The sequence below is a fragment of the Streptomyces sp. NPDC005408 genome, from assembly GCF_040606445.1.
GTDB lineage: Bacteria > Actinomycetota > Actinomycetes > Streptomycetales > Streptomycetaceae > Streptomyces.
This window is the reverse complement of sequence record NZ_JBEXEX010000002.1, coordinates 286,408-309,713: the sequence shown is the minus strand read 5'-3', so window position 1 is coordinate 309,713 and position 23,306 is coordinate 286,408. Positions and strand designations below refer to the sequence as shown.

At 69.4% G+C, this 23,306-nt stretch carries 22 protein-coding genes; 16 read left to right on the top strand and 6 right to left on the bottom strand.

Annotated features, from left to right (window positions below):
- Positions 1-152: 152 nt before the first annotated feature.
- The 3 genes from ABZS64_RS03455 to ABZS64_RS03445 all read left to right on the top strand — a co-directional run bounded on the left by ABZS64_RS03455 (position 153) and on the right by ABZS64_RS03445 (position 6,051).
- Positions 153-2,960 carry a serine hydrolase gene (locus ABZS64_RS03455; RefSeq protein ID WP_355822596.1) on the top strand — a complete coding sequence of 936 codons (2,808 nt, stop codon included), beginning with the start codon at positions 153-155 and terminating at the stop codon, positions 2,958-2,960.
- Positions 2,961-3,201: 241 nt separating this feature from the next.
- Positions 3,202-5,022: an MFS transporter gene (locus ABZS64_RS03450; RefSeq protein ID WP_355822594.1), complete on the top strand. Its 1,821-nt coding sequence runs from the start codon at positions 3,202-3,204 to the stop codon at positions 5,020-5,022.
- A gap of 192 nt (positions 5,023-5,214) precedes the next feature.
- Positions 5,215-6,051 carry an adhesin gene (locus ABZS64_RS03445; RefSeq protein WP_355822592.1) on the top strand — a complete coding sequence of 279 codons (837 nt, stop codon included), beginning with the start codon at positions 5,215-5,217 and terminating at the stop codon, positions 6,049-6,051.
- Between the two features lie 5 nt (positions 6,052-6,056).
- On the opposite strand, the gene ABZS64_RS03440 is transcribed toward ABZS64_RS03445, so the two are convergent.
- On the bottom strand, positions 6,057-6,344 hold the full coding sequence (locus tag ABZS64_RS03440) for a hypothetical protein (RefSeq protein WP_355822590.1): 288 nt from the start codon (positions 6,342-6,344) through the stop codon (positions 6,057-6,059).
- A 109-nt stretch (positions 6,345-6,453) separates the two neighbouring features.
- Positions 6,454-7,122: a class I SAM-dependent methyltransferase gene (locus tag ABZS64_RS03435; protein ID WP_355822588.1), complete on the bottom strand. Its 669-nt coding sequence runs from the start codon at positions 7,120-7,122 to the stop codon at positions 6,454-6,456.
- Positions 7,123-7,248: 126 nt separating this feature from the next.
- On the opposite strand from ABZS64_RS03435, the gene ABZS64_RS03430 reads away from it, so the two are divergent.
- The 9 genes from ABZS64_RS03430 to ABZS64_RS03390 all read left to right on the top strand — a co-directional run bounded on the left by ABZS64_RS03430 (position 7,249) and on the right by ABZS64_RS03390 (position 18,143).
- Positions 7,249-7,584 carry a non-heme iron oxygenase ferredoxin subunit gene (locus ABZS64_RS03430; RefSeq protein ID WP_355822586.1) on the top strand — a complete coding sequence of 112 codons (336 nt, stop codon included), beginning with the start codon at positions 7,249-7,251 and terminating at the stop codon, positions 7,582-7,584.
- Positions 7,581-8,921 (top strand): AarF/ABC1/UbiB kinase family protein, encoded by a 1,341-nt coding sequence (locus ABZS64_RS03425; RefSeq protein ID WP_355822584.1) that lies wholly within the window; start codon positions 7,581-7,583, stop codon positions 8,919-8,921. Before ABZS64_RS03430 ends, ABZS64_RS03425 begins: the two co-directional genes overlap by 4 nt.
- A 72-nt stretch (positions 8,922-8,993) precedes the next feature.
- Positions 8,994-10,520, top strand: coding sequence for an NAD(P)/FAD-dependent oxidoreductase (locus ABZS64_RS03420; protein ID WP_355822582.1), 1,527 nt, complete (start codon positions 8,994-8,996; stop codon positions 10,518-10,520).
- Positions 10,521-10,551: 31 nt separating this feature from the next.
- Complete coding sequence (locus ABZS64_RS03415) at positions 10,552-11,907, top strand: cytochrome P450 (RefSeq protein WP_355822580.1); 1,356 nt, start codon at positions 10,552-10,554, stop codon at positions 11,905-11,907.
- Complete coding sequence (locus tag ABZS64_RS03410; protein WP_355822578.1) at positions 11,907-13,406, top strand: cytochrome P450; 1,500 nt, start codon at positions 11,907-11,909, stop codon at positions 13,404-13,406. Before ABZS64_RS03415 ends, ABZS64_RS03410 begins: the two co-directional genes overlap by 1 nt.
- Positions 13,399-14,553: an ester cyclase gene (locus tag ABZS64_RS03405; RefSeq protein ID WP_355822576.1), complete on the top strand. Its 1,155-nt coding sequence runs from the start codon at positions 13,399-13,401 to the stop codon at positions 14,551-14,553. Before ABZS64_RS03410 ends, ABZS64_RS03405 begins: the two co-directional genes overlap by 8 nt.
- Complete coding sequence (locus ABZS64_RS03400; protein WP_355822575.1) at positions 14,546-15,274, top strand: hypothetical protein; 729 nt, start codon at positions 14,546-14,548, stop codon at positions 15,272-15,274. Before ABZS64_RS03405 ends, ABZS64_RS03400 begins: the two co-directional genes overlap by 8 nt.
- A gap of 114 nt (positions 15,275-15,388) precedes the next feature.
- The gene (locus ABZS64_RS03395; protein WP_355822573.1) at positions 15,389-16,516 is read left to right on the top strand and encodes an FAD-dependent monooxygenase; all 1,128 of its coding nucleotides are present in this window, start codon (positions 15,389-15,391) and stop codon (positions 16,514-16,516) included.
- Positions 16,517-16,580: 64 nt separating this feature from the next.
- On the top strand, positions 16,581-18,143 hold the full coding sequence (locus ABZS64_RS03390; RefSeq protein ID WP_355822571.1) for an MFS transporter: 1,563 nt from the start codon (positions 16,581-16,583) through the stop codon (positions 18,141-18,143).
- Between the two features lie 78 nt (positions 18,144-18,221).
- Here the strand turns inward: ABZS64_RS03390 and ABZS64_RS03385 are convergent, their stop codons facing one another.
- The gene (locus ABZS64_RS03385; protein ID WP_355822569.1) at positions 18,222-18,689 is read right to left on the bottom strand and encodes a DUF6463 family protein; all 468 of its coding nucleotides are present in this window, start codon (positions 18,687-18,689) and stop codon (positions 18,222-18,224) included.
- 58 nt (positions 18,690-18,747) lie between these two features.
- On the opposite strand from ABZS64_RS03385, the gene ABZS64_RS03380 reads away from it, so the two are divergent.
- From ABZS64_RS03380 to ABZS64_RS03365, 4 genes are all read left to right on the top strand, one after another.
- The gene (locus ABZS64_RS03380; RefSeq protein WP_355822567.1) at positions 18,748-19,341 is read left to right on the top strand and encodes a TetR/AcrR family transcriptional regulator; all 594 of its coding nucleotides are present in this window, start codon (positions 18,748-18,750) and stop codon (positions 19,339-19,341) included.
- Positions 19,235-19,822, top strand: a complete 588-nt coding sequence (locus tag ABZS64_RS03375; RefSeq protein WP_355822791.1) for a WHG domain-containing protein — start codon at positions 19,235-19,237, stop codon at positions 19,820-19,822. Before ABZS64_RS03380 ends, ABZS64_RS03375 begins: the two co-directional genes overlap by 107 nt.
- A gap of 108 nt (positions 19,823-19,930) precedes the next feature.
- Entirely contained in the window at positions 19,931-20,371 is a 441-nt protein-coding gene (locus ABZS64_RS03370) for a DUF4383 domain-containing protein (protein ID WP_355822565.1), read from the top strand.
- Between the two features lie 337 nt (positions 20,372-20,708).
- Positions 20,709-21,383, top strand: a complete 675-nt coding sequence (locus tag ABZS64_RS03365) for a sigma-70 family RNA polymerase sigma factor (protein WP_355822563.1) — start codon at positions 20,709-20,711, stop codon at positions 21,381-21,383.
- Here ABZS64_RS03365 and ABZS64_RS03360 read toward each other — a convergent pair.
- The 3 genes from ABZS64_RS03360 to ABZS64_RS03350 form a co-directional block, all read right to left on the bottom strand.
- Positions 21,348-21,578, bottom strand: coding sequence for a hypothetical protein (locus tag ABZS64_RS03360; protein WP_355822561.1), 231 nt, complete (start codon positions 21,576-21,578; stop codon positions 21,348-21,350). The two genes, ABZS64_RS03365 and ABZS64_RS03360, sit on opposite strands and share 36 nt — an antisense overlap.
- 127 nt (positions 21,579-21,705) lie before the next feature.
- Positions 21,706-22,668, bottom strand: a complete 963-nt coding sequence (gene fabD / locus ABZS64_RS03355; protein ID WP_355822559.1) for an ACP S-malonyltransferase — start codon at positions 22,666-22,668, stop codon at positions 21,706-21,708.
- A gap of 91 nt (positions 22,669-22,759) precedes the next feature.
- Positions 22,760-23,296, bottom strand: a complete 537-nt coding sequence (locus ABZS64_RS03350; RefSeq protein ID WP_355822557.1) for a flavin reductase family protein — start codon at positions 23,294-23,296, stop codon at positions 22,760-22,762.
- Between the last annotated feature and the right edge of the window lie 10 nt (positions 23,297-23,306).

The following is a 23,306-nucleotide window of genomic DNA, read 5'->3' as shown; positions in this document are numbered from 1 at the left end:
TCTGCTGGAACCGGCAGGTATGTCGTTCTCGTCTAGGCACGGGAGCAGGGCTCTCACACAGGACACTGGTAGATGGTTCGGACAACACGGGCTGTCGTTTGAGGTTGCCTGTGGGTACGTACGTATGGCGCAGGAACGCGTGCGCATGACGCATGACTCATGGAGGAGGCACGGTGGCGGGCGAGTCCCCCGACAAGTCGGAGCAGCGGAAGTCGTCGGGGGAGACGGCTCCGGGTGAGCGAGACCCGCGGCTCGCCGTGTTCCGTCAGGCATCTCCGGGGCCGACGGCTCCCCAGGTGGACCAGGCGACGGCGGTCTTCAGGCTGCCGGCCGAGCGGACGGACTCCGAGCCGGAGGCCGAGCCGGGCACGGAGTCGGGCTCGACGGAGAACGACGCGAGGCTGCGGGCAGCGGTAGCGGCGTGGGTGGCGAGCGCGGACGACTCCACCGACGCGGGTGCCGTGGACGCCGACGCTCCGGGTGCGGACGAGGCCCCGGGTGCGCCGGAGCCGGACGCCGACGCGCCGGGTGCGGACGAGGCCCCGGGTGCGCCGGACGCGGACGCCGAGGGGCCGGGTGGGGACGAGGGCCCGGGTGCGCCGGACGCGGACGCCGGTACTCCGGTGCCGGACGCCGTGACGGGTGCCGCGGACGCCGGGGCGGACGCGCAGGTCGCTCCGGTCGCCGAAGGGGACGGCGACGCGCCTGCGGGCGACGCTGAGGCCGCTGAGGCCGAGCCCGCGCCTGCGGCTGACGACAAGGCTGATGCCGAAGCCGACGAGGTCCCGTCTGCCAAGGACGGTGCCGAGGCTCCCGCGCCCGGCGACGGGGACGCCGCCGCGCCCGAGGCGGACGCACGGTCGACGGGCGAAAGCGCGCCTGCCGACGCGGAGCCCACGCCCCGCGACGAGGACGCCGACCAGGCCCCTGCGGCGCAGCCCGACGCGGTCCCGACCGCCGGGGAGCGCACCGACGCTCCGGCGTCGGCGGGCGACGCGTTCGCTGACGCACAGCCCGCTAACGAGGCCGAGGCCGACGCGGCGCCCACAGTCAAGGACGCCGAAGCGTCCCCGCGCGAAGACGCGCCGGCGAGCGAGGCCTCCGAGACCACGGCGCCGTCCGTCGCCGATGAGGGAGGCGCTTCCGCCGCGTCGGAGGCGGACGCAGGATCGACTGACGACAGCGCGCCTGCCGACGCGCCCGCGCCCCGCGACGAGGCTGCTGCGGCGAAGCCGCCCGCGGCGCCGTCCGCCGAGGACGAGGACGAGGGCGAGGGCGACGCCGACGCAGCGCCCGCGCCCAGCGACGAGGACGGTGAACAGGCCGCCGCGGCGAAGACCGACGCGAAGCCCGGTGCCGGGCAGTCCGCCGAGGACAAGGGCGAATCCGCATCCGCATCCGCGGAAGCAAAGGCTCCGGCCAAGCCCGTCGTCGATCAGCCCACCGCCGTCTTCAAGGCCCTCCGGCGGCCCGCCGTCGACCAGCCCACCACCGCGCTCAAGGTGCCCCCGGCGCCCCGGCCAGAGGCTCCCGCCGAGCGGAGCAGCACCTTCGTCCCGCTGCGGGCCGAAGCGCCCGCACCGGCGCCCGCACCGGCATCCGCATCGGCATCGGCATCGGCGCCCGCCTCGCTCACCGAGGCCGAGCGGACCAAGCAGCAGCCCATGCCCCCGCTGCCGCCGCTCGATCTCCTCGCCGAGCTGACGAACACCCCGCCCCCGCCCCAGACCCCCGTCCGCACCGTCGTGCGGCGGATCAAGATCTGGACGCCGCTCGTCGTCCTGCTCCTGATCATCTTTGCGGTCGTACAGGTTCTGCGCCCGCTCCCCGACCCCGAGCTCTCGCTCTCCGCCGAGCCCACGTTCACCTTCAAGGGCGGGAAGCTCGACATGCCGTGGCCCGACGAGGGCCAGGGCGCCGTCGAGGTCGAGGGCGTCGGCAGCATCGGTACGTACGGCCCGCAGAAGCCCGCCCCGATCGCGAGCGTCGCGAAGACGATGACGGCGTTCGTGATCCTCACGGAGCACCCGATCTCCGGCAAGGAGGTCGGCGAGAAGATCACCGTCGACCAGAAGGCGGAGGACGAGTCCAAGATCGAAGACGAGTCGACCGCGCAGATCTCGAAGGGGCAGCAGTTCACCGAGAAGCAGATGCTTCAGCTGCTGATGATCCCGTCGGGCAACAACGCCGCCCGCCTCCTCGCCCGCTGGGACTCGAAGTCCGAGGCCGAGTTCGTCAAGAAGATGAACGACGCCGCCAAGAAGCTCGGCATGACGGACAGCACCTACACGGACCCGAGCGGCCTGAAGGCCACCACCGTGTCCACCCCGCAGGACCAGCTCAAGCTGGCCAGGGCGGTACTGCAGAACGACATCTTCCGCGACATCGTCAACACGCCCAACATCACCATCCCCGGCATCGACGGGCGGATCGAGAACAACAACTCGATCCTGCTCCAGCCCGGCGTGAGCGGCATCAAGACCGGCTCGTCCACCCCGGCCGGAGGCAACCTCCTCTGGACGGCCGACACGGTCGTCGACGGCAAGAAGCGCCGGATCGTCGGCGCGGTCATGGGCGCCCAGAACGCGGCGCTGCTGCACGAGAAGCTGACGCTGGCGATCAAGACGTACAGCCTCAAGCTGATCCAGGCCGCCCAGGCAGGCATTACGTCCGCGAGCGTCGTCAAGAAGGGCGAGGTCGTCGGCCATATCGAAGACGGTCTCGGCGGCGAGGTGGCGGTCGTCGCCACGAAGGACCTCAAGGCGGTCGGCTGGGCCGGTCTCCAGGTCCAGATCGCGATCAACGACGCCGGCACAAAGATCCCGCACAGCGCGAAGGCGGGCACGGTCGTGGGCCAGGTCTCCATCGGCTCGGGCACCGGCAAGGTGACCGCCCCGGTCGCGCTCCAGCAGGACCTGGCGGAACCTGGTTTCGGCGACAAGCTGACCCGGCTCGGCTAGGTCCTGTCCGGTCGATCAGGCGGACAGGACCTAGCCGCCGCGCGACGAAACCGTACGGCGCGGGCGTCCCGGGATCACGGGACGCCCGCGTGCTAGCGTCCCGGGGCAACTTCAAGGTGCCGGGACGGCGTCCTTGAAGGTGAACAGCTGCAAAAGGCACGTCGGAGGCAGGCAGGCCGGAGGACATCGGCACAAGCCGGGGACGACAACGGCACAGCCGGGGAAGACGGAGAGAGCCGCAGTGACCACCGCTGAGCCGACACAGGCGGACGGCAGCAGCCCCGACACCGGGCTGCGAATACGTCTGCCCGCGCCCGGCCGCACCGATCCCGGTCCTCTCGCCGACCTCCGCGACCGGCTGACCCGCCACCCTGTGCTTCTCGCGACGGCGCTCGCCGCGCTCACCCATCTGATCTGGTTCTTCTTCTTCGCCAACAGCGGCGGAGACATCGCGGCCCAGGACGCTTGGGCCGAATTCGTCGGCCGCCACCCCGACTCCGCGTACAACCTCGCCTGGTACGGCGGGATGCACCCGGTCTCGTACAGCGTCGTCTCGCCGTATCTGATGTCGCTGATCGGTGTCCGCTCGACGATGATGGTCGCCGGTACGGTCTCGGCCGCGCTGACGGCGCTGATCCTGGTCCGTGTCCGTGCCGTCCGCAATCCTCTGGCCTGCGCGCTGGCCGGGGTCTTCGCCTTCCTCTGCAACGCCCTCTCCGGCCGGGTGACGTTCGGGCTCGGCATGATGTTCGCGCTCGGCGCGGTCGCCGCGGTCTTCTGCTGGCCGCACCGCTGGAGGACGAAACGCTGGGCGAAGGCGGCGGTGGCTGCCCCGCTCGCGGGTATCGCCACCGCGTCGAGCCCGGTCGCCGGTCTGTTCCTCGGAGTTGTCGCGGCGGCGCTGTTCCTGAACCGCCGCCGCCCCGGTGCGTACGCACTCGGTCTCGCCCCGGTCGCCGTCGTGGCGCTGTCCTCCTGGCTGTTCCCCTTCTCCGGTACGCAGCCGATGTCGTTCTGGTCGACGTCGCTGCCCTTCCTCTTCGGGGCCCTTGTCCTCGTACTCGTACCCAAGGACTGGCTCACCGTCCGCGTCGCAGCCGCCGTCTACACCCTCGGCACGCTGCTGACCTGGCTGATCGAGTCCCAGATCGGCTCGAATGTCTCACGGCTCCCGATGCTGTTCGCGGGTGTGGTGCTGCTGGCGGCGCTTCCGTACACCGTGCCGAAGTCACGCAAGTGGTACGCGCTCGTCCTCGCCTTCGCGGGCCTGAACTTCTGGATCGGCTTCAAGGCCGTCGACGACATGGTGCGTACGGCCCCGGCCGCGTCCTGGAGCCGGGAGCTCGCGCCGCTGGTCAACCGGCTCCAGCAGGTACGCGCCGAGCGCGGCCGGGTCGAGGTGGTGCCCGCCAGCAGCCACCGGGAGGCGTCCGCGCTCGCGCCGTACGTCAATCTGGCCCGCGGCTGGAACCGGCAGGCGGACATGAAGCGCAATCCGCTCTTCTACGACGACGACAGGACGCTGACCTCCGCCGGTTACCGCGCCTGGCTCGACCGGTGGGCGGTCCACTATGTGGTGCTGCCGAAGGGCTCGCCCGACTCCAGCGGGGCGACGCAGGAGGCGGAGCTGGTGCGCGAGGGCCAGCCGTATCTGACGCGGATCTGGAGCGACGTGAACTGGCAGCTGTTCGAGGTGAAGGACCCGATGCCGCTGGCCGACCCGCCGGCGAGCGTGGACCGCGCGGGCGCGGGCGAGCTCACGATCCAGGTGAAGAGGGCGGGCCTGGTGCTGATCCGGATCCCGTACTCGCCGTGGCTGAGCATCGTCGACGAGCACGGCAAGAAGGTGAAGAGCCCGCAGGAGACGGACGCGTCGAAGAAGCGCGACAACGAGGACGAGCCGAAGACCTTCGTCAATCTCCACGGCTGCCTGTTCAAGGCGGAGAAGGACGCGGAGGGCGACGAGTGGACCGAACTGCTCGCGCCCGCTCCGGGGGTGTACCGTCTGGCGGCTCCGTACCAGCTGCCGCGTGGCACTGCGTGCCCTGATGAGCTCCGCTGACCCCATTACCGGCGTTAACACCTATCTCGGTCCCTCGTGCTGATGCATAGTGGACAGCCTTGACATACCGAGCAGTTGGTCTACTGGTTCAGGTGCGACATGGCGTGCGAACGATGCGGGGGCGACGGCAGAGGCTCGCTGCCCGGGATGCGATGCGGGAAGTGCGGAACACGCGCGCCTGGCGGGGTGTGGGTGGCCCGGGAGACGCTGGCGGGACGTGTCTCCCTCTTCTCCCGTACGGGAAAGATCCTGCTGGCGGGAGGAGTTGCGCTGACCGCGGTCGCCGTGGTCGTCTCGGCGGTCACGCTGTACGGAGGTGACTCGGCCGCGAGCGGCGCGAACGCGTCCGCAGACTCGGACTTCGTCCCGGGCGACCTGGGCGGCGCCCCGCAGCGCATCGTCCCCACGGCGCTACCCGGCACGTCCCCGACCGCCTCGTCGACGTCCAAACCGACCCCGAGCCCGACCGGCGCCGCCACGAAGAAGCCGGCCCCGCCGAAGGCCCCGGTCCGCCCCGCGTACTCCGCCTGGGCGGGCCCGGGTTGCGCAGGCGGCGGCCTGTACCGCGAGACCGGCCGCTTCAGCGACGGCTTCGACGGCTGGTACACGGTGAGCACGGGCGGCCACAAGGGGGACGGCTGCGACGGCAGCTTCAGCGCGGTTCCGATGTCGGGCAGCGAGACCAGGGACAGCGGGGGCAGGGCGACGTGGTCGTGGTACGTGGGCAGCGGCTACACGACCTGCTCGGTGTCCGTGGTCATCCCGAAGGCCGGCCGCGACCAGGACGTGGCGGGCGACCCGACGACGTACCGGGTGCTGGCCGACCCGGACGACGAGGACAGCGCCATCAAGTCCTTTGAGATCGACCAGACGTCACTGCGGGGCAGGGGCCTGATCGTCGAAAAGATCCCGGTCACCAACCAGCAGCTTACGGTTCAACTGGTGGACCGCGGCAAGGACTGGGGCAGCGACGAACGCGACGGCGCCCACCACGCGGCGGCCCAGATGCGGGCGGACTGCCGCGCCTGAGGACATCAACTGCCCACGACAGCCGCCCGCACGGCGTCGTCACAGGCATCGCATGTGAGCCGGTCCCACCGGGGCGCATGCCAGGCGGTGGGATCGGAACCGGTGTGGTCGGCCTTCTCCATCCCGGCCGCCGACCGCCCGCACATGGTCCGTGCCGTGTCCCAGTGCTCATCGCCCGGCCCGGGCCAGTGAACGGCGTGCACCCGGACGGGCTGCCGTATGTCGTGCCCACTCGGACCGAAGTGGTCCTGCTCCTGAGCTGTGTCCTGTATCGCGGTGGCGTACTGACTCATGCGGGAGACCATAGGCCTGAACGGGGCGCGGGGAGACGGGAATGCACGCCTTTCTGCGGCGCTTCGGACGAACGGGACTCGCGGCGGCGCATTCCTGCTCCGAGGCGGTTCAGACCGTGGCCTCGAAGAGAGCGACGGTGCCGCGCACCGCAACCTCGTACCGCGCGAACCTGCACTCCAGTTCAGCCTCCAGTTGCTCCAGCGAGTCGTCCCTGTTGTGGAAGACCCGCTTGCGGTTGAGGAGATCCAGCTGGGCTCTGGAGATGCGGGTGTGACCTACCCCATGGGCCAGCACCGTGCTGCCGAAGACGCGGGCACCGGGGTCCAGATGCGGCAGCAGATTGTCGAAGAGCGCTGACTTCCCGGACATCCCGCCGGGCAGACAGTGCAGTACGAAATTGAGCGAGGCCGAGGAGAAGCGCAGACCGCCGAGGTCGTACGGCTGCAGGATGTTGTGCCGGTGAACAGTGGGCCGGTAGCGCTCGACCCGGCGCCGGGCCCTCTCCAGCACCGTCGGGTTCAGATCGAGTAGCGCCAACTGCGGTTGCAGGGAAGGGAATCGGCAGCGGTCGAGGAAGTATCCGGTGCCGGGACCGATGTCCAGATGCCGCTCGGAGACATGGCGGTCGTACTGAGCGGCCATCGCCTTCCGGGGGCATCGCCACACCGCCGGGCTCACCACACCGAGCACGAACGCGTCGTACACCTTGAGCATCGAGGCGGAGTAGACGGCGGTCGCCGCGGCGACCGGGCTCTGCTGCGCGGCATGACGGTCCATCGGGAGCCTCCCTGATCGGTGTTGTTGATCCTAGAGGTGTATCCACGGCGCCTCTTCGCGGATCAGAGAGGGAGAGGACGGCTGTGGCTGAGGCCGGAGCCCTGTGGACCGAGAGGAAACAGCGCTGTGGACATCAAGGAAGAACTCCGAGTGGCGAAGCTGGCGGACGTGCCACCTGGGGAGCTGCTGAGCGTGGACTACGACGGCGTCCCGGTGCTCCTCGCCAACGTCGGCGGCACGGTCTACGCGGTGCGCGACGAGTGCTCCCACGAGGAGGCCCCGCTCTCCGAGGGAGAGCTGGAGGACGACAACAGCGTGACCTGCCCATGGCACTTCAGCCGGTTCTGCCTCCGTACGGGGGCGGCGCTCGACGCCCCGGCGGAGGACCCCATCGACACCTACACGGTGCGGGTCGAGGACGGGGAGATCCTGCTCTCGGGGAGCGGCGGTGCGGTCCGGTGAGCGAGCTGCCGAAGGGGATGGTACGGCGCTCCCTGAAAGTGGCGTCGCTGCCGATAGGTCTGGCCGGGCGCACCGCGTTCGGGCTGGCGCGACGGCTGGCCGGAGGCGCCGAGGCGACGATCAGGACCGAGATCGAGGAGCGTACCGCCAAGCAGCTCTTCGCCGTCATCGGTGAACTCAAGGGCGGTGCACAGAAGTTCGCCCAGGTGCTCAGCGTGATGGAGAGCGCCCTGCCGGAGAATGTCGTACGTCCCTACCGTGCGGCGCTCACCAGTCTTCAGGAGTCGGGGCCCGCCCTGCCGGCGCGCACCGTGCACGGGGTGCTGCGCGAACAGCTCGGGGCGGACTGGCGGGAGCTGCTGCCCGAGTTCGACGACCGTCCGGTGGCCTCTGCTTCGATCGGCCAGGTGCACCGCGGGCGCTGGCACGACGGCACCGACGTCGCGGTCAAGGTCCAGCATCCGGGCGCCGCGGAGGCGATCACCTCCGACTTCGGTCATCTGACCCGGATGGGCTGGATCCTCGACCGATTCACCGGCGGTGAGGTCAACATCAAGGCGATGCTGGCGGAGCTGCGCGAGCGGATGGTCGAGGAGCTGGACTACCGCCAGGAAGCCGAGTCCCAGGCGGCGTTCGCCGAGGGCTTCGCCGACGATCCGGACTTTGTCGTGCCCCGGGTGGTGGAGGGCACCGACCGGGTCCTGGTGTCCCAATGGCTGGATGGTGTACCCGCGTCCATCGTGATGGCCGAGGGCAAGCAGGAGGACCGCGACCGGCTGGGGCTGCTCCTGGCGCGGTTCCTGTTCGCGGGACCGAAGCGGGTCGGTCTGTTGCACGCCGACCCGCACGCCGGGAACTTCAGGCTCACCGACGACGGAAGGCTCGGGGTGCTCGACTTCGGCTCCGTGGCCCGCCTTCCCGACGGGTTCGCACCCTGGATCGGGCCGGTGATGCGGGCCTGCGTCGACGACGATCCGGACCGGATGGCGAAGGTGATGCGGGACGCCGGGCTGCTCAAGCGGGAGAAGGACAAGGACAAGAAGGAGGACGGGGCGCAGGACTTCGGCTGGCTGCGGGGCTCGATGGAACTGCTCGCGAAGCCGCTGGGCACCGAGGTCTTCACCTTCGACAGGGAGTGGATGCGCGAGGCCGTACGCAGGGCCACCCTCTCGAAGGACGCGGACATCCTCAGGTCCCGGGTGCAGATGCCGGCGGAGCACGCGCTCGTCCAGCGAGTGTGGATGGGGGAGCTGGCCATGCTCAGCCAGCTCGGCGCCACGATCCCGTTCCGCACAGAGGCGGCCGAGGGCCTGCCCGGCTTCGAGCCCGAAGGCTGACGCCTGTATCCACAGGGCCCCTGGCCAGATCTGAACAGTGGACCTGACGCCACCCGTGGAGGTAATGCCCTGATGAGCACCGGAGAGTGGGACGCCATTGTCATCGGCAGCGGCCTGGGAGGTGTGTCGGCCGCGGCCATCCTGGCCCACTGCGGACAGAAGGTGCTCGTCTGCGAGCAGAGCGAGGGCATCGGTGGCCTCGCTCACGCCTTCTCCCGCGACGGGCGCACCTTCGACTCGGCGATCCGGGTGCTCGCCGAGGGGGAGATGGTGCAGGGCCTGCTGGACTGGCTGGGCGTGCAGGACGAGTGCGAGCTGACCGTCATCGACCATCTCTATCGGGCCGATTTCCCGGACATGAGTGTCTTCGCGCCGACCGGCCTGGAAGAGTTCATGGAGGCGCACATCCGGCTCTTCCCGCAGGAGGAGGAGGGGATCCGGGCGTTCTTCCGGCTGCGCCGGCAGATGTTTCTGGAGACGGCGCAGGCGCCGATGCGTGTCACCGACCCGTCGGCCCTGGGGCAGATCGCCGAGTTGCTGCCCACGCTGATGAAGTACCGCACGTCGACGCTGGCCGACGTCATGAACGAGTATCTGCGCGACCCCAGGCTCAAGGCGATGTGCTCGGCGCTCTGGCCCTATATGGGCGCCCCGCCCTCGCAGTTGTCGTTCTTCGCGTACGCCCAGTTCATCGGCGTACTGATCGACGGGCCTTCGTACTGCAAGGGCAGCTTCCAGAAGCTGGTGGACGCCTTCGTGGTGGCGGTCGAGCGTGGCGGCGGCACGGTCCTGACCGGTACGGCGGTCGAGAAGATCCTGCTCCAGGACGGCCGGGCCGCCGGGGTACGTACGGCCGACGGCGAGGTGTTCACCGCACCGGTCGTCATCTCCAACGCCGATGCACGGCAGACCTTCGAGGAACTGGTCGGCACCGAGGAGCTGCCGGCGCGCTTCGTCAAGCGGCTCGGCCGGATGAAGCCCTCGATGTCCGCCTGTGTGGTCTACGCGGCCACCGATCAGGATCTGCTCGCCGAGAACCCGGCGCACGAGACGTTCAAGTACAACCACTGGGACCACGAGGACACCTGGCAGGACGTGCTGGGCGGCCGTCCCGGCGGTATGTCGCTCTCGGTCATGACGATGCTCGACCCGGAGCTCGGCCGACCGGGGGAGCATCTGCTCATCGGCACCGCGGTGGCGCCCTACCAACGGCCCGACGGCGTGCCCTGGCACGAGCAGAAGGACCGTTTCGCCGACGCACTCCTCGGCGAGTTCGAGTCGGTCTTCCCCGGGCTCCGCAAGAACCTGACATTCCTTCAGGCGGGCACTCCGCAGACGATCGAGCGGTTCACCCGCAACCACCAGGGAGCGACGTACGGCTGGGCATTGACGCCCAACCAGATCGGCGGCAAACGGCTCGCCCACCAGTCCCCCTTGCCCGGCCTCTTCCTCTCCGGCCACTGGACCGAGGAGGGCCCCGCCTCCTTCCGCGTCATCCTCTCCGGCATGAACACCGCCCGGGAGGTGCTGGGGCACCTCGGGACCGGGATCGAGGTGCCCACCTTCAAGCCCGACGACGTACCCCAGCTCGCCCTGTGACCCACAGCCGCTCAGGAAAGGCCTCGTCCGCATGACCACCACGCTCGTGCCCCCCGGCCCACGCGGCCATCCCGTGCTCGGCAGCATCCGGGAGATCCAGCGGGACAATGTCTCCGCGTTCATGGAGGCATTCCGCCACCACGGGGACATCGTCAACTTCCGCGGGCCGCTGCGGATCAATCTGCTGGCCCACCCCGACTACGTACAGCATGTGCTGCGTGATCAGCACAAGCGCTATCCGCGGCCGCGCAAGGTACAGGGCTGTCTGAGCACGATCGTCGGAGACGGTCTGGTCGCCGCCGAGGGCACCGCGTGGCTCCGCTCGCGACGACTGACCCAGCCGGCCTTCCACCGCGACATCCTGCGGCGGTTCGGGGACTCCTTCACCGCCTCCACGGCCGAACTGCTCGACGGCTGGGAGCGGCGGGCCCGCGACGGAGAGCCACTGGACATCAAGTCCGAGATGATGCACCTGAGTCTGGCCAATCTGGCCCGCGCGCTGTTCAGGGCCGAGTGGACCGACGAGGTGTCCAGGATCGAGCCCGCGGTGCAGGAAGCCCTGGGCTTCACCCACCGGCGGATGACCTCGCCCGTCGACCCGCTGAAGTTCCCGTCCGCGGCGCGCACACGCTTCCGTGGAGCGCTGGAGACGATCAACTCTCTGCTGTACCCGATGGTCGCCGAGCGCCGGCGCGACGGCGGCGGGGACGACCTGGTCAGTCTGCTCATCGACGCCGTGGACCCGGAGTCGGGCGGCACGTTCACCGACGAGCAGATACGGGACGAGGTCAGCGGGTTCTTCGTCGCGGGGCACGAGACGGTGTCCACCGCCCTGAGCTGGACCTGGTATCTGCTCTCCCTCAACCCGGAGAGCCGCAGGCGGCTGCAGGCGGAGGTCGACGAGGTCCTCGCCGGCCGCGTGCCCACCGTCGACGACCTGCCGAAGCTGACCTATACGACCATGGTGCTCCAGGAGTCCATGCGGCTGTATCCGCCGATCTTCGTCTACATGCGGTGCGCGGCCGAGGACGACGTGATCGGCGGCTATCACATCCCCGAGGGGCGCTGGGTGGTGGTGTGCCCTTACGTCACCCACCGGCACCCCGAGTTCTGGGACAACCCCGAGGGGTTCGAACCCGAGCGTTTCACCCCCGAGAACAGCGCGAACCGGCATCGCATGGCGTATCTGCCGTTCGGAGCGGGACCGCGCAAGTGCATCGGCGACTCCTTCGCCATGCTCCAGATGCCGCTCGTCGTCGCCATGATCGCCCAGCGGTTCCGGCTCGATCTGGTCGAGGGCCAGCAGGTGTTCCCGGAACCCGCGATCTCACTGCGTCCCCGGGACCCGCTGATGATGTGGCTGCGACCGAACGAGGAGACCCCCTGATGGCAACCCCGACAGTGCTCACCGCACGACAGGCACCGGGCCCCAAGGGGGAACCGGTGCTGGGCAACGCGCGCTCGTTCCAGGCCGACATCCTCGGTGCCCTCCAGCAGGGCCGGCGGGGGTACGGGGATGTGGTGCGGTTCGACGGAATCGGCCCGCTCTTCCCGGTGTTCTTCGTGGCCCACCCCGACGGGATCAAGGAGATCCTCCAGGACAAGCACCGCAACTTCCCCAAGACCCCGTTCGTCAGCGACCGTTGGCGTGCCCTGGTGGGCGACGGTCTGATCTGCAGCGAGGGCGACTTCTGGAAGCGGCAGCGCCGGCTGTGCCAGCCCGCCTTCCACCGCAGGCTGGTCAACAGCTTCGGCGAGAACATGACCGAGGTCACCGGTGAGCTGCTCGATCGCTGGGAGGCGGCGTCCCGCTCCAATCAAGAGGTCGACATCACGCTCGACATGACCCGGCTCGCGCTCAGTGTCCTCGGCGGTGCGCTCTTCGGCGCCAACTGGCGGCAGGACTCCGAGGTCATGGCGCATGCGGTCGAGGTGGCCATCGGTGAGGCGTACAAGAAGTTCGGCAAGTTCGTCTCTCTTCCGGAGAGCGTGCCGACCCCGGCCAATCTCCGCTTCGCCAAGGCCAGGCGCAGCCTCGACGACGTCATCTACCGGGTCATCAAAGCCCGTCAGGCCGACCCGGGCGAGCACCCGGACGACCTGCTCGAGGCGCTGATGACCGCCACCGAGGACGACGGCAGCGGAATGACCGTCGAGCAGGTCCGCAATGAGGTCATGACCTTCATGTTCGGCGGCCATGAGACGGTTGCCTCCGGACTGACCTGGGCCCTGTATCTGCTCTCCCGTCACCCCGAGGTGTACGGGCGGATGGAGCAGGAGGTGGACGAGGTGCTCGGCAGCCGGGTGCCCACCGTCGACGACCTGCCCCAACTGCCGTACATCGACCGGGTGGTGCGCGAGTCGCTGCGGCTCTACCCGCCGGTGTCGTTGATCTCCCGCACTCCGCAGGAGGACGACACGGTCATGGGCTATGACATTCCCAAGGGGTCGATGGTCCTTCTCTCCGCCTTTGTGACGCACCGTCACCCGGAGTTCTGGCCCAACCCCGAGGGCTTCGACCCCGACCGCTGGATCGAGCTCGGTGAACAGGGACCGCACCGCTTCGCCTGGTGGCCGTTCTCCGGCGGGCCCCGCAAATGCATCGGAGACGTGTTCGGGCTCCAGGAGATGAAGCTGGTCCTCGCCATGATGGCGCAGCGGGTACGGGTACGTCTGGTGCCGGGCCATGCGGTCGTGCCCAAGCCGGGTATCACCCTCGGCCAGCAGAACGGCGTCATCGCCACCGTGGGCATGCGCGAACGGAGCCGTACCGCCCAGCCGGCAGCGCCACGTCCGGTCGTCGGCGCCGCCCAGGGATGCCCGGTGACCGGAGCGCAAGCCGCGCCCCCGGCCGCCGCGAGTGGATGCCCGGTGGCCCATGACTGAGACAAGGACGGCTCGCGCACGGACCGACACGGCCGCGGAGACGGTGTGGCGATGGATCCACGAATGCGGCAACGCCCGGCGGCGCGAGCTGGTGGGCAAGCTGGTGACCGACGGCTTCCGGATCCACGGCACGGCCTGGATGGGGCCGGCCTGGACGGGCGCGGATCTCCGCGGCCCCGACGCCTGCCGGGCCTGGCTGCTCACCCTGCACCGCGCCTTCCCCGACCTCACAACCACCGTCGACGACCTCTTCTGCGCCGGGGACCGGGTAGTGGCCCGGATCACCCACCGCGGCAGCCACCGCGGCCCCTGGCTGGGGCTGGCGCCCACCGGGCGCGCGGTGGAGTTCTCGCAGACGCTCATCTGCCGTACGGAGAACGGCCATATCGCCGAGATCTGGCAGGAACTCGACGGGCTCGGCCTGCTCATCACGCTGGGCGGGGCCCCGCCCATGGGGACGGCGGGGCCAGGACAGGCCCTGCGCTGGGCTGCGGCGGCCGCGGCCAGGACGGCTCTCAACCGGGTGCCGCAGGACCGGCCCTGGCCGTGGCGGGGCACCGGCTGGCAGTCGGTCCCGCCCTTCCCCGGACCTCTGTCGGGAACCGGGGACCCGGATGGCACGGACCTCGCGGCGAACGAAAAGGCACTGCACCGCTGGATCGACGAGTGCGTCAACGAGCAGGCTGTACATATCTGTTCGGAGATCTTCCACGAGACCTATCTCGGTCACTCACCGCCGCACGCGGAGCCGGAGCCGCTGCACGGCCCCGAGGGCTACGACCGGTTCATCCGCGGGATCCTCACCGGCTTCCCCGATGCCCACGCGACCATCGAGGACATGGTCAGCGCGGGCGACCGGGTCTGCTGCCGGGTGAGGATGACCGGCACGCACCGCGGCGTCTACCGGGATCTGACACCCACCGGGCGCCGGTTCACCATGTCGCAGATCGTCGTCTGCCGGATGGTCGACGGCAAGATCGCCGAGAGTTGGCAGGAGATCGACGGTGCGGGGCTGCTGCTGCAGCTCGGCTACGTACCGCGGCCCGGCAGCCGGCCGTCGGCGATGCTCACCTGGTTCCTGCGGCTCGGAGCATCCCTCGCGGGCGCGGGCAGGCACTCTCGCGCCGAAGGAGCCGACCGTGGCTGACAGTTCGGGACGGATACGGCCGGCATTGCTGGAGCGGGTGGTCGACGCCTACGGCGGCGCCGATCGATGGCGGGACATTTCCGTCATCGAGGCGGAACTGTCGGCCGGAGGGCTGCTCTTCGCCTGGAAGAGGGGCAGGGCCGGCAGATTCGACCGGCTGCGCGTGGTGGCCGACGTACACCGGCAGCAGATCAGATACCCCGCCTTCCACGAGGGCATGGACGGGGTGCTCAGGGGCCACGACGTATCGCTGGAGACCCCCGACGGGCCGGTGATGCGCAGACAGGGAGCCAGGGCACGCTTTCCCTACGGACAGCGTCTGCTGCACTGGGACGCGCTCGACATGATGTATTTCTTCGGCTACGCGATCTGGAACTACCTGACCCTCCCCGCGCTGCTGCTCCGTACCGACGTGCGCTGGGAACAGACGGGGGAGCAGCTGCTCACCGGGACCTTCCCCGCCGAACTGGCCACCCACTGCCCCCGGCAGACGTTCCGGATCGACCCGGAGACGGGCCTGGTGGACCAACACCACTACACGGCCGAGGTGTTCGGCCGCGGCTGGGCGCGCGCCTGCCATCTGACGAGTGAGTACCGCGAGGCCGACGGCATCAGGTACGCCTCGCGCCGACGGGTGCATCCCATGTCGCCCGGGGCCGAGGGCCCCATGTCGAGGCCGCTGCTGATCTGGGCGGACATCCACGAGCTCAGCGCGGTCTGAGCCCCGGCGGCGCCCGGGTGTATCCGGAGCGGGTGCCGCCGGATCTATCCAACCGGCGAGCGTGTCGGCTCCGGGACTACGGGACCCGGACTACGGGACTACGAGGGGAATCACATGATCCGCGGACTGAAGGTTGTCATCGTCGGGGGCGGTGTGGGCGGGCTGACGCTCGCGGGCATGCTGACCCGGCGCGGCGCCACGGTCACCGTGCTCGAGCGGGCGCCGGAGATGCGTCAGGGCTTCGGACTCACCATGTGGCCGAACGCGTTCCTGGCCCTGCGCCAGGTCGGTGGCGACGACATGTACAAGGCCGTCTGCGACGTGTCCCAGGAGCTGACCCGGCTGCGCTACCGGCTGGGTTCCGGGCGGGTCGTGGCCGATATCGACATCAACGGCACGCTGGTGAAGCAGTACGGGGAGCCCGGTTACGCGGTCACCCGGATCGAGCTGCTCCAGGCGCTGGCCTCGCAGGCCGGTACCGAGGTCAGATACGGGGCCGATGTGGTCGGCGCGACCACCGGCGGAACCGTCACCCTCGCCTCCGGCGAGACCATCAGCGCCGACGTGGTCATCGGCGCGGACGGCGTCGGGTCGAAGGTGCGCCAGGCGATCGCACCGCCCGGCCGTCCGGTGCCCGAGAGCCGCCGACTGCTCGGGTGGCAGGGTGTGGTGCCCCGGCTGCTCACCCCGTCGCAGACCGAGGCCGAGGTGTTCTTCGGCCCCACGGGATCCTCCGGGATGTTCCCGCTGCCGAACGGCAGGACGTACTGGTTCTTCCTCGACCCCAACCGCGAGCGGCCGCAGATCGAGGGCTGGCACGAGGCGATCCAGAGCATGGTCAGGGAGACCCCCGCCGAGGCCATGCACAAGGACGAGGCCCGGGACCGCCCGGCCGACGAGCACTGGGGCGAGGGCAGGGTGACCCTGCTCGGCGACGCCGCACACGCGTTCCTGCCCACCGCGGGCCAGGGCGCCTGCATCGCCATCGAGGACGCGGCGGTGCTCACCCGGCGCCTGGAGCGCTTCGATGATCCCGTCATGGCGCTGCGCCAGTTCGAGGACGACCGGCTCCGCCGGGTGCGCAGGGTGCTGAAGATCTCCCGGCGGCTGCACGGGATGCAGCAGTTGAAGCCGGCGTTCATGCGCCACTTCGGCCTGATCGTCACACCGACGTCGGCCATCACCCGGATGTACGGCGAACCGACCTACCCCATCCCGGAGTTCCTCGCCGGCACCCGCTGACACCAGCTACTCATCTCCCGCTACCGCCGGGGCAATCCTCAACCCATTTAGGGAGCATCAACCAATGAACCGGGCGACCATCGACAGGCGCCGTTGGCAGATCCTGGCCATCCTGTGTCTGAGCATCATCGTGATCGGTCTCGACAACCTGATCCTCAACCTCGCACTGCCGAGCATTCAGCAGGACCTGGACGCGTCCGGCAGCGATCTGCAGTGGACCATCGACGCGTACACGCTTCCGTTCGGCGGGCTGCTGCTGCTCACCGGCAGCCTGGGGGACAGGTACGGCCGCAAGCGGATGCTCACCCTGGGCATGCTGGTCTTCCTGGCGTTCTCGCTGGTGGCGGCGTTCGCTCCCAGTACGGAGGTGCTGATCGCGGCCCGCGCCGGCATGGGCGTCGGCGGCGCGCTGATCATGCCGGCGACCCTCTCCATCATCAAGGACGTCTTCCCGCCCGAGGAGCAGGCGAAGGCGATCGGCATGTGGGCGGGCTCCAGCGCGATCGGCATCCCGCTCGGCCCGATCGTCGGCGGTGTGCTCCTCGAACACTTCTGGTGGGGCACGGTCTTCCTGGTCAACGTCCCGGTGGTGCTGATCGGCCTGATCGCCGGTGCCAAGCTGATACCCGAGTCGCGTGCCCCGCGCAGCGGCAAGCTCGACCTGGTGGGTGCCGCACTGTCGGTGGCGGCGCTGGGCACGATGGTCTATGGAATCATCGAGGCTTCCCGCGAGGGCTGGGGCTCGACCGTCACCCTGTCGACGATCGCCCTGGGCCTGGCGCTGGTGCTGGCGTTCGTCGGCTGGGAGCGGCGCACGGCCAATCCCCTGATCGATGCCTCGCTGTTCCGCAACCGCAGTTTCTCGGGCGGTGCGGTGGTCGTGGTCTGCATCAACTTCTGCCTTTTCGGGCTGCTCTTCGTGGCCACGCAGTATCTGCAGTACGTGCTCCGGTACGACCCGATCGACGCGGGGCTGCGGCTGCTTCCCTGCATCACGCTGGTCTTCGGCGCGGGCCTCGGTGTCAAGCTGGTGGAGAAGCTCGGGCTCAAGCCCACCGTGGTGGCAGGTCTGTTGGTGACCAGCGCGGGCATGGCCCTGATGGCCGCCGTGGGTACGTCGTCGGAGTCGCTGGCTCTTTCGTCGCTCGCGGTCCTGGGCTTCGGCATGGGTCTGTCGATGCCTGCGTGCGCCAACGCCATTCTGGCCTCGACGCCGCAGGAGCAGTCCGGTGCGGGCTCCGCGGTCACGGACGCTTCGGTGCAGGTGGGCGGCGCGCTCGGCATCGCGGTCACCGGAAGTGTGCTGGCCACCTCGTACCAGGACTCGCTGGGGGGTCTGGGTCAGCTGCCGCCGGGGGCCGATGAGCTCGTCCGTGACTCCATCGGCGGAGCGGCTGCCGTTGCGGGGCAGCTCGGCAGCGCGGGGGAGCGGATCGTGACCGCGGCGTCTTCGGCGTACGTCGATGGAGTGCAGTCGTCGATGCTCGTGGGCGCGGGAGTCGCACTCCTCGGTGCGGTACTCGCGCTGGTCATTCTGCCCCGCTGGGCGCCCGAAGGGGCCCCGGCGCCGGCGGAGAAGCCCGAGGAGGGCAAGGGGCAGCGGCCCGTCGAAGAGCTGGTGGATTAGGCCCTGAACGACGGCAGGGAGCAGGCGGACGGTGAGACCGTCCGCCTGCTCCCTGCCGAACCGGCGCTCTGCGTGTGGTCAGGCCCGGTGTCCCGCCGGGGTCGCGGTTCCGCGCTCCGGTACGCGGGGTGTGGGCTCGGACGGCGACGACGTGGGCGCGGGCTCGCGCTCGGCGGCCGTGCGGCGCGCATCGAGGATGAGCAGAACGGCGGGGACGAGGCCCAGCGCCAGTGGTGCCGGTTCGAGGATCAGTGCGCCCACGATGCACCACAGACCGAGTCCCCATCCTGTCGACTGCGGGATGCCGATTCCCCGCTTGGCCAGCTGTGTGATCAGGACACCTAGCAGCAGGAGGGGTACGGCGAAGCTGGCGACCACGAGCCAGAACGCTCCGTTGGCGCCGCTGGGCTGTACGAATTCGTCGCGGGAGAGCCCCCAGAGGGCTCCGCTGAACCAGTCGTCGAAGTGCTTGGTGTTCTGCGCGCCCATGCCGACCAGGTGCGCGATGCTCAGGATGATCAGGCTGCGTCCGGCCCAGATGGTCATGATCGCTCCTTTTTGAAACTACTAGTTTCGGAACTGTCGGTACCGTATCATGGGTGCCATGGGACGACCGAGAGACGGCCGAGTCGATGAAGCGATCCTCGCGGCTGCCCGCGGTCTGCTGGTGGACGGCGGATACGCGGGACTGACCATGGATGCGGTGGCCGCGCGGGCGGGAATCGGAAAAGCTGCCATCTACCGGCGGTATGCCACCAAGCAGGAGATGGTGTTTGCGGCGGCGGTGCACGGGGCCGACCTGGCGCCCCCGCCGGACACGGGGAGCCTGCTCGGGGATCTGACCGCTCTGGTCCAGGAGGTCGTGGACCATCTGACCAGGCCGGCCGCCGCGGCCGCGGTCCTGGGGCTGCTCGCGGACATAGGGGCCTCCGAGGGCCTCGCCGCACGCTTCCACGAGGTGTTCGTCACCCGGGAGCAGGCCGGGATCGCGACCCTGCTCGACCGGGCGGTCGTCCGGGGCGAACTGACCGTCGCACCGGACGTCGGGATGGTCCATGCGCTGGTGGCGGGCCCGGTCTTCGCCACGCTGTATCTCCAGCGCCGCGACTCACGCGATCTGGCCGGATGGCTGGGCCGGGTCGTGGCCGGAGCGGTCGTCGGCACCGCAGGGAAAGCCGAGCGAGGGGGAAAGTCATGAGCAGCGAAGCGCTGACCGTTCCGGTCGGAACCAGGCGCGAGCGGCGGCATCGCGCGCGCATCGGTCGGAGTTCGCGTTCATCCGCGGACCCATGGCGCCCGGCGCGCAGGACGCAGCCGGACAGGCGGCGTCGGGTCAGCAGGCACTCGGCCGGCAGGCGGGCTGGGTCCTCGGCCGGATCTTCGCGGAACTGATCGCGGACCTGTGGCAGATCCGCCCCTTCCCTGTCCCCGAGCCCGGCTCGCTGCCGCCGGGGCTCACGCGGCAGTTGAGCGGAATCAGGGGCGGCCCGACCGCCGACCTCCCGGTCGAGGCGATCGCCGTCATGCTGCGCTGGTGGGTGCGGCTCTACGGACTGATCTGCATGGAAGTCATGGGGCACATGGAGTCCGCAATGACCGACGGGACCGCCTTCTTCGAGGGTGAACTCGCGGATGCGTGCGGGGCATTGGGAATCCGGAAGTTCTACATGGCGCCCTGAGCCGAGTTCCGTCGGCGGCCCGCCCACACGTATCCGAGCGGCGCTCCACCGGATCTGTACCGGTGCGGGCGCCATTCAGGTGCGCCCTTCATCGAGGAGGACGACGACGTGACGACCAATGTGCGGGCCGCTCACCGGACTTCGCGGCGGCGCCGTACGCCGGCCCAGTGGTATCTGCTGGTCAGCGGTGTGTTTGTGACGCTTTGGGGGATCTCCGGCTTCTTTGTCAACAGCAGCTTCACGAGTGGAGTGCACGCGGTCCACGCTCCGGGGAACCATGGGCTCATTCTCGGCGTGTTCGCTACCAACGGGTGGCACAACGTGGTGGCCCTGGCGCTGGGCAGCATCGCACTGCTGCTGCACGGCAGCAGCGCCGCCAAGGGACACGCGACCGGTCTCGGCGCCGGCTATCTGGCGTTCACCGCCTCCACCATGATGGCAGGGCATTTCCTCCTGGCGGGGAATCTGGCCAACGACATCGTTCATGTGCTTCTCGCGGTCACCGGAATTGGCGCGGCGATAGTTACGCGTACGTCGCGCGCGCAATAGCCCAACCCTTTATAGGGATCGATTCCGGTGCGCCAACTCCCGGCACCGGATGCGGTGGAGTGCGACGAATGCCCGAGGTTACTTGCCCGGACGCCGGAAACGGAAGCCCGCAAGCCGTTTTCGCCGGGCGGACTCCACCCTATCTCGCCATGCTGGCACGGGAGTTGGTACCTCCAAGGGAACGTTGACATTCAGCCCCCGCAGCGCCTTATAGTTAACGCCTGTAGTATCAGGGACAGTGGTTATTGAGTTGGATTTTCTACTCATCGGGAGTCGCCGCACGCGCAGTCGCGTGATAGTCGCCGAAGCGACGACCGCATGGGCAACGGGGGGAAGCATGGAAGATCGTGCTCTGCATCGGCTTGTGGACGAATGTCTGGCCGGAAGCCAGGAGAGCTGGAACCGTATCGTCGACCGCTATACACCGCTGATATGGGCCATAGCCCGCGGGCACAGGCTCAGTTCGGCGGACTGCGAGGATGTCAGCCAGACCACCTGGATGCGGGTCATCCAGCATCTGGGCAAGCTCCGGGATCCGGAGAAGCTGGCCCACTGGATCTCCGTCTCGGCCCGCAGGGAGAGCCTCAAGCACATCCAGAAGTCCGGCCGGAGCACGCCGATCGAGGACCCGGAGGTGTTCGACCGGCCACAGCCGTCGGTGAACCAGCCGGAGGAGGCGGCACTTGATCGCGAGACCCGTGACGAGGTGCTCCTCGCCTACTGTTCGCTGTCGCCGAAGTGCCAGGCGCTGCTGGGCCTGTTGGTGGCCGAGCCGCCGATGTCGTACGACGAGGTGAGCGCCACGCTGGGGTTGGCCCGCGGCTCCGTCGGGCCCATTCGTGGGCGCTGTCTGAAGCATCTGGAGCGTGCTCTGGAGCGTGAGGTGGACCGTTCCGGACGGGCCAGGGAGCTCTTCGATTCCATCAAGAAGATGGGCCTGCGGGCATTCGCCGAGGAGAGCGGCTCCGAACTGGGGTCAGCGTCCCGGTGCAGCCGGGTGTCGGCCGGCTGAGTCGGAAGGCCGGTCTTCCAGCGCGGCGAGCGACTGCTCGTTGTCCAGCGCGGCTTCGAACGCGATAAAGGGGAACAGGGCCTTGGCGCTCTCGGTCGCCTCCTGCGAGGGTTCCCCGAGGGCCTCTGAGAGCTTGCCCAACGCCGTGCTGTCGGCGTCTCTGTCGGCGTCGTTCACCCCGGTCACCTCCACCATTTTAGTTCGCCTCTTAACTAGACGCAGAGTAAAGGAGAGTCCCGCGAACCACAATACCGACGGGTATTTTGTTCGCGGGACTCGCCCTTTCCGGCCACACCCGTGGGTGTGAAAGGGCGAAGTACCGTCAGGCGGGCAGCGGAACTTCCTGCTCAAGGGCCCGGAGAAGCCGGTCGATACGCCGGATTTCACCCGCGGGATGGCACACGGCTTCCGGCAGCGTGCTGCGGCAGAAACCGCTCAGCACCCGCCCCGGTCCCGCTTCGACAAAGGTCTGGACGCCGCTGTCCGCAATCACCTGCAGGGTGTCCGACCAGCGCACCGCCCCCGCCAGTTGACGGCGCAGCAGATCCTTGGCCTCGGCTCCGGTACGTATCCGGGCCGACGTCACATTCGCCAGCACGGGCAGCACCGGGTCCGAGAAGACGACCTGATCCAACTCGGCGGTGAACTCCTCCTCCAGCTCGTTCATGAGGCTGCAGTGGAAGGGGGCGCCGACATTCAGCATGACCGAGCGCTCGGCGCCGACGGCCCTGGCGGCCGCCATCACCGCGCGTACCGCCTCGCGTTCACCGGACACGACATGCTGCGCAGGGTCGTTGTAGTTGGCGACCTCGACGATCGCGCCGTCCCTCTCGCGTATCCCCGCGCAGAGCTCTTCGACCTGGTGGGCTGACGGGCCGATGACGGCCGCCATCGCTCCAGGTGTGCGCTCATTGACGCCGGCCATCAACTGCCCCCGTCGGCACACCAGTCGCAGGGCGTCGGTCCACTCCAGCACCCCGGCGCAGACCAGTGCCGCGTACTCGCCCAGGCTGTGGCCTGCCGCCACGGACGGGGTGATGCCATGGCCGCGCAGCACGTCCAGGACGGCGATGCTGGTGAGGAAGACGGCGGGCTGGGTGATCTCGGTGGCCACCAGGTCCTCGGCGGAGCCCTCCAGGCACAGCCGCGACAGCTCGAAGCCCAGCAGGTCGTCAGCGGGGCGGTAGTAGCGCTCCAGCAGCTGCGGGTGACGTTCGACCAGATCGCTTCCCATGCCGGGCCGTTGGGACCCCTGCCCGGGGAAGAGGAAGGCGATGTCATTCATGAGTTACCTCCGTGGGGTGTCCGGCGCGTTGTGCGACAGAGGGCCGGCGCGTGGTCCGCGCCGGCCCCCGTCGACCCCGCGGCCGAGAGTGTCATCGCAGGGACAGGAACTGCCCCTGGTGGTAAGCGAGCGGATCGGCCAGTTCGGCGAATCCGATGCCGGTGACCTCGCCGATGAAGATGGAGTGGTCGCCCGCGGAGACCTCCTGGGCCACCCGGCAGTCCAGATGGACGACGGCTCCGTCGAGCACCGGGGCGCCTGTGTCGCCGATGCGGTGCGGCACGCCCGCGAAGCCCGCGCTGCCGAGCGGCCGTCTCGACGAGGCGAACCAGCCCGCCAGCTCCGACTGGTCCCGCCCCAGCACGTTCACGGTGAAAACACCGGTGGAGCCGATCGTCCGGGCGCCGCGCGACGCGTGGCCCAGGCAGACCAGCAGCATCGGCGGTTCGAGGGAGACCGAGGCCAGCGAGGAGACCGTGGTCCCGTGCGGCCCGTCGGGGCCGCATGAAGTGACCACCGCCACGCCGGTGAGGAACCTCCCCATGGCCTGCCGGAACTGCCCGGCGACGACCCCGCCGCCGGGTGCCGTGTCGGTTGCGGACGGCTGTGGGCTGGTACGGGACGTCATGACGATTCCT

What these genes read in the sequence shown, in the direction of transcription:
- ABZS64_RS03395 (WP_355822573.1), top strand. Translation starts at nt 15,389, where the DNA reads ATGATCCGCGGACTGAAGGTTGTCATCGTCGGGGGCGGTGTGGGCGGG.
- ABZS64_RS03365 (WP_355822563.1), top strand. Translation starts at nt 20,709, where the DNA reads ATGGAAGATCGTGCTCTGCATCGGCTTGTGGACGAATGTCTGGCCGGA.
- ABZS64_RS03440 (WP_355822590.1), bottom strand. Translation starts at nt 6,344, where the DNA reads ATGAGTCAGTACGCCACCGCGATACAGGACACAGCTCAGGAGCAGGAC.
- ABZS64_RS03380 (WP_355822567.1), top strand. Translation starts at nt 18,748, where the DNA reads ATGGGACGACCGAGAGACGGCCGAGTCGATGAAGCGATCCTCGCGGCT.
- ABZS64_RS03405 (WP_355822576.1), top strand. Translation starts at nt 13,399, where the DNA reads ATGACTGAGACAAGGACGGCTCGCGCACGGACCGACACGGCCGCGGAG.
- ABZS64_RS03410 (WP_355822578.1), top strand. Translation starts at nt 11,907, where the DNA reads ATGGCAACCCCGACAGTGCTCACCGCACGACAGGCACCGGGCCCCAAG.
- ABZS64_RS03435 (WP_355822588.1), bottom strand. Translation starts at nt 7,122, where the DNA reads ATGGACCGTCATGCCGCGCAGCAGAGCCCGGTCGCCGCGGCGACCGCC.
- ABZS64_RS03360 (WP_355822561.1), bottom strand. Translation starts at nt 21,578, where the DNA reads ATGGTGGAGGTGACCGGGGTGAACGACGCCGACAGAGACGCCGACAGC.
- ABZS64_RS03420 (WP_355822582.1), top strand. Translation starts at nt 8,994, where the DNA reads ATGAGCACCGGAGAGTGGGACGCCATTGTCATCGGCAGCGGCCTGGGA.
- ABZS64_RS03415 (WP_355822580.1), top strand. Translation starts at nt 10,552, where the DNA reads ATGACCACCACGCTCGTGCCCCCCGGCCCACGCGGCCATCCCGTGCTC.
- fabD (WP_355822559.1), bottom strand. Translation starts at nt 22,668, where the DNA reads ATGAATGACATCGCCTTCCTCTTCCCCGGGCAGGGGTCCCAACGGCCC.
- ABZS64_RS03350 (WP_355822557.1), bottom strand. Translation starts at nt 23,296, where the DNA reads ATGACGTCCCGTACCAGCCCACAGCCGTCCGCAACCGACACGGCACCC.
- ABZS64_RS03390 (WP_355822571.1), top strand. Translation starts at nt 16,581, where the DNA reads ATGAACCGGGCGACCATCGACAGGCGCCGTTGGCAGATCCTGGCCATC.
- ABZS64_RS03455 (WP_355822596.1), top strand. Translation starts at nt 153, where the DNA reads ATGACTCATGGAGGAGGCACGGTGGCGGGCGAGTCCCCCGACAAGTCG.
- ABZS64_RS03385 (WP_355822569.1), bottom strand. Translation starts at nt 18,689, where the DNA reads ATGACCATCTGGGCCGGACGCAGCCTGATCATCCTGAGCATCGCGCAC.